Annotated in this window: 5 protein-coding genes; 1 reads left to right on the top strand and 4 read right to left on the bottom strand. The window is 75.9% G+C overall.

Translation table 11 applies throughout. The features are described 5' to 3' along the window. Positions 1-107 precede the first annotated feature (107 nt). The 4 genes from ABZ495_RS36470 to ABZ495_RS36455 all read right to left on the bottom strand — a co-directional run bounded on the left by ABZ495_RS36470 (position 108) and on the right by ABZ495_RS36455 (position 5,159). Positions 108-959, bottom strand: coding sequence for a phosphatase PAP2 family protein (locus ABZ495_RS36470; RefSeq protein ID WP_359840269.1), 852 nt, complete (start codon positions 957-959; stop codon positions 108-110). Positions 960-969: 10 nt separating this feature from the next. After that, a complete protein-coding gene (locus ABZ495_RS36465; protein WP_359840267.1) occupies positions 970-1,941 on the bottom strand; it encodes a YihY/virulence factor BrkB family protein in 972 nt (323 codons plus the stop codon). Next, entirely contained in the window at positions 1,942-3,648 is a 1,707-nt protein-coding gene (locus ABZ495_RS36460; RefSeq protein WP_359840265.1) for a diacylglycerol kinase family protein, read from the bottom strand. Positions 3,649-3,791: 143 nt separating this feature from the next. Further along, positions 3,792-5,159 carry a mycothione reductase gene (locus tag ABZ495_RS36455; RefSeq protein ID WP_359840263.1) on the bottom strand — a complete coding sequence of 456 codons (1,368 nt, stop codon included), beginning with the start codon at positions 5,157-5,159 and terminating at the stop codon, positions 3,792-3,794. Between the two features lie 225 nt (positions 5,160-5,384). Between ABZ495_RS36455 and tkt the strand changes: the two genes are divergently transcribed. Continuing rightward, positions 5,385-7,529: a transketolase gene (gene tkt / locus ABZ495_RS36450; protein WP_359840261.1), complete on the top strand. Its 2,145-nt coding sequence runs from the start codon at positions 5,385-5,387 to the stop codon at positions 7,527-7,529. Positions 7,530-7,576: the final 47 nt, after the last annotated feature.

Below are 7,576 nucleotides of genomic sequence, written 5' to 3'. Positions count from 1 at the left end.
ACGTCGTCGGCGCCTACACCCGGGACATCGAGAAGCACCTGCCGATCCACCCCGAGTACGTCGCCTCGGTGCTGGACGAAGTCGCCGCCGACGACACGGCCGGCGCCTCACCCCACCGGTCGGTACGGGCGGCTGCCGGGGTCGTCGTCCGTGGCGAGTTCGGGTTCCAGGCCCTCCGGGAGCCTCGGCGTGCGGAGGCCGCTCTCCCGCCGCCAGGCCTCGAACGCCCAGGCGGTCGAGGCGACCAGCGCGAACCCGAGCAGCCAGCCCCCGAGGACGTCGCTGACCCAGTGCACGCCGAGGGCGATCCTGGTCAGCCCCGTCCCGAGCACGGTCACCGCGGCGATCGCCCAGGCCACCGGGCGGGCCCGCCGGGGCACGACCGGCAGGAGCACCAGCAGCAGGATCGCGCACGAGGCCATGGCGGTCATGGCGTGCCCCGACGGGAAGGAGAAGCCCGGCGCGTGGGCGACGGGATCGGGCAGCCGGGGCCGGACCCGGGCCACCGTGACCTTGACCAGCAGGCCGGTCAGTCCGGCGGCCAGCTCGGTGAGGGCCGCCCACAGGGCCAGCCGCCAGGCCCGCCGCCACAGCAGCCAGCCGACGGTGGCCGCCACCAGCAGGCGCATCGTGACCGGGTCCCAGACCCAGTTGCTCAGTACCCGCGTGGTCTCCAGCAGGAGCGGGTGGTGCCGGACGGCTTCGTTCAGGTGCACCGCCGCCCCGGCGTCCAGCTCGCGCAGCGGCTCCCAGCCGGCCTCGATCAGCACCAGCAGGACGGCGGCCGGCACCGCCGCCACGGCGAACGCCAGGACGGCCCCGAGCAGGCGCTCCCCGAAGCGCCGGTCGGCCCGGCGCTGGGTGAAGCGGCGCCGGGTGATCCAGCGCCGGGAGAGCCGGCGCAGCGCGGGGACCCGGGTACGGGCGGGGCTTCGGTGCGGCCTTCGGTCAGCTGTCATCACGGCTCGTCTACCCACGACCTGCGCGATCATCCTCGGGGTCGGGGAGCACCGGCTCCTCGACGCCCGCCCGGTCGGCCTCCAGCTGCGCGGCGAAGGCGATCCCGAGGAAGAGCGCGATCGCGGTCAGGTAGGCCCACATCAGGAGCGAGATGATCACGCTCAGCGGCCCGTACACCGCGTCGATCGAGTTGCTCAGCCGCAGGTACAGGCCGAGCAGGGCGGTCAGGCCGACCCACAGCACCAGGTACACGGCGGCGCCGAAGGCGAGCCAGGTGTGGCCGGGCTGTCGGCGGCGCGGTGCCCGGTGGAAGATGACGCTCGCGGACAGCAGGGCGAGCACGATGCCGACCGGCCATCGCAGGACCGCCCAGACGAGAGCCTCCCGATGGGTCCCCGGTCCGCCCGCCTCGACGACCGCCGCGGCGATCTCCCGGCCCGCCACCAGCAGGACGAAGCCGAGGCCGAGCGGCAGACCGGCCAGCACGGCCATCAGCAGTCCGCGCGCGTACTTGCGGTGGAAGGGCCGGTCGCGTTCGATGCCGTAGATCCGGTTGGCCCCGCGCTCGATCTGGCACATCGCGGTGGCGACGTTGACGAGGGAGAACACGGCGCCGCCCCACAGGGCGACGCTCCCGCCGTCTCCCGCGCGCTCGCGGCCGCTCCGCAGGACCTGGTCGACCAGGTCGGAACTCGGGCCCGCGGTGAGCCGGGCGATGGTCAGCTCGGTCACCCGGCCGAGCCACTGGGTGTGCAGCACGGACGAGAGGCCGACCACCGCGATCGCGAACGGGACGAGGGCGAGCACGGTCTGGAAGGCGAGGGCCCGGGCGTGGCTGAAGCCGTCGGCGTAGCGGAAGCGCAGGAAGGCGTCCCTGAGCAACTGCCACCGGCCGTACGCGCGCAGCGTCGTGACGGCCTCGTCGGCGGAGAGCTCCTCGGGCTCGCGGCCGCGGTGGCCGACGCGAGTGGCGGTTCCCACTCAGCTGCTCCGTTCGGCCGGGACGGGATCGGCTCCGACCGGGTGGGACCCGTCGCCCGCAGCTCCGTCACCCGCGGCTGCGTCGCCCGGGGGCCCGCCGACCGCAGCTCCGTTGACCGGGGGCCCGCCGGCCGTGGGCGTGTGGACCAGCAGGGCGCCGGGCCGGACGGCCAGCCGCAGGGTGCGGCCGGCCGGCAGGCACTCCCCGTCGAGCTCCCGCGGCTGGTCCCGGTCGGCGGTGAGGTGGATCCGGCGCGCCTGGAAGTGTTCGAACGGCGCCGACCCGCCCCCCGCGCCGGTCCGCCCGGTGAGCAGCCGCGCTGCCGCCGCCGGCCAGCCGGCGAGGCCGCGCGGGTGGACCAGGACGAGGTCGAGCAGGCCGTCGTCCGGCCGGGCGCCCGGCAGCAGCCGGATTCCGCCCTGCAGCGCGCCGACGTTGCCGATCACGGCCATCGCGGCCCGCCGGTGAAGCGGGCGCGCGTCGTCCAGGGTGACGGTGAGCCGCATCCGGCGGTCGCCGAGGTGGCGGAGCAGCGGAGGAAGGTAGGCGGGCCAGCCCCAGCGGTTCTTCGCGCGGCGGCTGGTGCCGGCCATCGCCGCGGCGTCCAGGCCGATGCCCGCCATGGCGCTGACCACCGTGGCGGTGATGCCGTCGCCGTCGGCCTGGGCGAGGTCGATCCGGCGGGGCCCGCCGGCGAGGGCGTCCGCCAGCGCCCGCGCCGGGTCCGCCGGCAGGCCGAGGTTGCGGGCGAGCAGGTTCCCGGTGCCGCAGGGGACGATGGCCAGCGCGACGCCCGTACCGGCGAGGGCGTGCGAGCACGCCGTCACGGTGCCGTCGCCGCCGCAGGCCACCACCAGGTCGGCCCCCGCGGCGACCGCGGCCGCCGCGGCGCCCCGGCCGGGGTCGGCCTCGCTGGTGGCGGTTCTGGTCGGCGCCGCCCAGCCGTGGCCGGCGAGGACGCGGTCGATCCGGTCGAGGGTGTCCTCGTCGACCAGGACGGGGTTGAAGACCACCACCGCCCGGCCGGCGGACGGGTGATCGGGTACGGCTGCCACGGTGGTCTCCCTGGGGTCGGAGAGGAAAGCCCGCCACATGATCCAGAGCACGGCGCCGCCGTTCACCAGCCCGGCCAGCACGTCGGTCGGGTGGTGCATGCCGCGGTACAGCCGGCTGAACCCGACCAGCACCGGCAGCAGCGCCGCCAGGGCGCACAGCGGCAGCCGGAGCGGCCCCCGCACGCGCAGGACGGCGAGGACGGCCAGTGCGCCGTACAGCGCGACCGCCGCACCGACGTGGCCGGACGGGAAGCTGGAGGTCGGCGGTGCGCCGTCGAGCCGGGGCGCGGTCGGCCGGGGCCGGTCCACGCACAGGGTGACCAGCAGGAAGACCGCGGACTGGGCGGCCACGGAGCCGCCGAGGAAGGCGGCCTCGCGCCACCACCGGGCGCCCAGCAGCAGTGCGAGCACGGCGACGCCCGCCACGGCGATCACGGCCCCGGTGCTCGCGAGGACCGAGAGCCACGCGGTGACGGTGTCGAGGACGGGTACCCGGCCCGCGGCGAGCCGGTCGGTCAGCGCGTTCTCCCCCGGCCGCCAGAGGTGCAGCGGCGGGTGGGTGATCGTGAGACCGGCCAGCACCATGAGCACCGTCTGGGCGAGCAGTGCCGGTGCGATCGTTCGGAGCGGACGCCTTACCCCTGTGGTCACGTCCCCCGTCTGCCCGGACACCGCCGTTTCATGGCCGGGCCGGCGCATCCCGTCCGGACGGCGCCCTCCGGACGCCCGCGCCGCCTGCCGGTCCGGGCCCGCCGTCAGAGGTCGGGCACCGTCCGCCCGTCCCGGCGCCGCCGTCAGAGGTCGAGGTCGAGCAGGGCGTTTGCGACGACCTCGGTGAGGGCGGGGTGGATCCAGTACGGGGTGCCGGCCAGGGTGGGGACGTCGATGCCGAGGCTCATCGCGACGACCAGGGGCTGGACCAGGGTGGACGCCTGCGGGCCGAGGACGTGGGCGCCCAGCAGGCGGCCGGTCCCCGGGTCCGCGATCACCTTGCAGAAGCCGGCGGTGTCCTCCAGCGCCCATCCGTAGGCGACGTCCGCGTACCGGCGGGTGGCGGTCGTGTAGTCGAGGCCGGCGTCCCGGCACTCCTGCTCGGTCCGGCCCACCTGGGCGATCTGGGGGCGGGTGAAGACCGCGGCGGGGACGGCGTCGTAGCTGGTGGCGATCAGGTCGTCGGGGTGCAGCAGATTGTGCGCGACCACCTGCGCCTCCCGGTTGGCGACGTGCTTGAGCGGTACGGGGGTGCACACGTCACCGAGGGCGAAGACGCCCGGCGCGGTGGTCCGCTGATGGGCGTCCACCACCACGCGGCCGTCCTCCCGCAGGGCGATGCCGGCCCGGTCGGCGTCGATGCTGTCGCTGTTGGGGGTCCGGCCGACCGCCACCAGCAGGGCGTCGGCCTCGACCGCGGAGCCGTCGTCCAGGCGCAGCCGCAGCCGGCCCGGTTCACCCTCCAGTCCGGTCAGCTCGACGCCGGTGCGCACGTCGAACGCGGAGCGGGCCAGCCGGGTGTAGGCGCGGGACACCGACTCGTCCTGTGGGGCGAGCAGGGTCTCCTGCTTCTCGATGATCGTGATCCGGCTGCCGGCCGCGTGGAAGACGTGCGCCAGCTCGGCGGCGATGTAGCCGCCGCCGAGGACGGCCAGGTGCCGCGGCGGCGTCGGGCGCCGCATGATCGTGTCCGAGGTCTCGTAGGGCAGCCCGCTGTCGCGTAGCGGCGGCGGGACCAGCGGGCGGCTGCCGACCGCCACCACGACCCGGTCCGCGGTGATGTGCACCTCTCTCCCGTCGCCCTCCACCACCAGCGTCCGTTCGCCGGTGAAGCGCGCCCGGCCGCGGTGGACGGTGACGAAGTCCGAGCCGCGCCGGCCCTGCTCCCCCTCCGCGGCCTGCCCGTCGAGGCGCCCGAAGACGCGGTCGCGTACCCGTGGCCACCGCAGGACGCCCGGTGCGGCGTCCACGTCGAAGCGGCCGGCCTCCCGCACGGTGTCCGCGACGTCGGCCGTGTGGGCGAGCATCTTGCTGGGGATGCAGCCCCGGTTCAGACAGGTCCCGCCGAACGGCCCCTCCTCGACGACGGCGACGTCGAGGCCGCCGAAGCGGTCATCGATCACCGTGTTGCCGGAGCCCGCGCCCAGGACGACAAGATCGTGGTGTGGCATGTCCGGAGGCTACCCCCGCGCGCCGCCCCGACACCGGAGTGCGGAGGGCCCGCCCTTCGGGTCGCGGACGGGGCAGCCGCGCGCCGGCCGGACCGGGCGGGTGAATCCCGGACCGGATCGGGCCATGCGGGTCCGGTCACCGGGTAGGCGCTGGAGGCCGCGCGGACGCGCCGAACCGTCCCCGGCGACCTCACCGACCCCGACCGGCCCCCTGGGAGGACACCCGTGACACCCCCCGACAAGCACCCCGCGACCCGCCACCAGTCGCTGGCCGACCCCGTCGCCGCACGGGCGGGCTGGGACGCCGTGGACGTCCGGGCCGTGGACACCGCCCGGCTGCTCGCGGCCGACGCCGTGCAGCGCACCGGGAACGGCCACCCCGGGACGGCGATGAGCCTGGCACCACTGGCCCACCTGCTGTTCCAGAACGTCCTGCGCCACGACCCCGGTGACGACCAGTGGCTGGGCCGCGACCGCTTCGTACTGTCCTGCGGACACACCAGCCTCACCCTCTACGTCCAGCTGTACCTCACCGGCTACGGCCTGGAGCTCTCCGACCTGGAAGCCCTGCGGACCTGGGGTTCCGCCACCCCCGGCCACCCCGAGTACCGGCACACCCGGGGCGTGGAGATCACCACCGGCCCGCTCGGCCAGGGGCTGGGCGCGGCCGTCGGCATGGCGATGGCGGCCCGCCGGGAACGCGGCCTGCTCGACCCGGACGCCCCGGACGGCGAGAGCCCCTTCGACCACCACGTCTACGTCCTCGCCTCGGACGGCGACCTCATGGAGGGCGTCACCGCGGAGGCGAGTTCGCTGGCCGGCCACCAGCGGCTGGGCAACCTGACCATGGTGTACGACCAGAACCACATCTCGATCGAGGACGACACCGACGTCTCGTTCAGCGAGGACGTCGCCGCCCGCTACCGCGCCTACGGCTGGCACGTGCAGACCGTCGACTGGACCCGCACCGGCCGCTACGTCGAGGACGTCGACGCCGTCCTCGACGCGCTCCGGGCCGCCCGCGCGGAGACCACCCGGCCCTCGCTGCTGGTGCTGCGGACGGTCATCGGCTGGCCCGCCCCCAACCTCCAGAACTCCGGCAAGGCCCACGGCTCCGCGCTCGGCGACGAGGAGGTCGCCGCCACCAAGGAACTGCTCGGCTTCGACCCCGCGCGCAGCTTCACCGTCGAGGACGACGTCCTCACCCGCACCCGCCGGGCACGCGAGCGCGGCCGTGAACTCCACGAGGCCTGGACCCCGCGCTACGAGCGCTGGCGCGACGAGCACCCCGAGCGCGCGGCACTGCTGGACCGGCTGACGGAGCGCCGGCTGCCGGACGGCTGGGCCGACCACCTGCCGGCCTTCCCCGCGGACCGGGAGGGGCTGGCCACCCGCGCCGCCTCGGGCCGGGTGCTCACCGCGCTCGCACCGGTCCTGCCCGAGCTGTGGGGCGGCTCGGCCGACCTCGCCGGGAGCAACAACACCACCATGGACGGCGAGCCCTCCTTCCTGCCCGAGGGCGTGGAGACCGCGGAGTGGAAGGGCGGCCCGTACGGCCGCACCCTGCACTTCGGGATCCGGGAGCACGCCATGGGGGCCACCCTCAACGGGATCGCCCTGCAGAGCCTGACCCGCCCCTACGGCGGCACCTTCCTGACCTTCAGCGACTACATGCGGCCCGCGGTGCGACTGGCCGCGCTGATGGAGCTCCCGACCGTCTACGTCTGGACGCACGACTCGATCGGCCTCGGCGAGGACGGCCCCACCCACCAGCCGGTGGAACACCTCGCGGCGCTGCGCGCGATCCCCGGCCTCGACGTGGTGCGCCCCTGCGACGCCAACGAGACGGCCGCCTGCTGGCACGCGCTGCTGGAGCACCACGACCGGCCGACCGGCCTCGTCCTCACCCGGCAGAAGGTGCCCGTCCTCGACCGCGGGACCGGCGGGTGCGCACCGGCGGACGGCGCCGCCCGCGGCGGCTACGTGCTGCGCGACCCGGCCGACGGCGCCCCGCCCCGGGTCCTGCTGCTGGCCACCGGCTCCGAGGTGCACCTCGCGCTGGCGGCGCAGGAGCAGCTGGCCGGCGAGGGCGTGGCGAGCCGGGTGGTGTCGCTGCCGTGCCTGGAGTGGTTCGCCGCGCAGCCGCGCGAGTACCGCGACGGCGTCCTGCCGCCCGCGGTGGCGGCGCGGGTGAGCGTGGAGGCGGGCGTGGCGCTCGGCTGGCGCGAGCTGGTCGGCCCGCACGGCCGGATCGTCAGCCTCGACCACTTCGGCGCCTCCGCCGACTACCGGCGCCTGTACAGCGAGTTCGGACTCACCGCCGAGGCCGTGGCCGGGGCCGCGCGGGAGAGCCTCGCGGCGGCCGGCTGACGCCGGGTCCGCCCCGGTGCGCCCGCCCGTCGTGGGCGGGCGCACCG

Source organism: Kitasatospora sp. NPDC005748 (genome assembly GCF_040630735.1).
Lineage (GTDB): Bacteria > Actinomycetota > Actinomycetes > Streptomycetales > Streptomycetaceae > Kitasatospora.
This window is presented reverse-complemented; position numbering and strand designations above follow the sequence as displayed.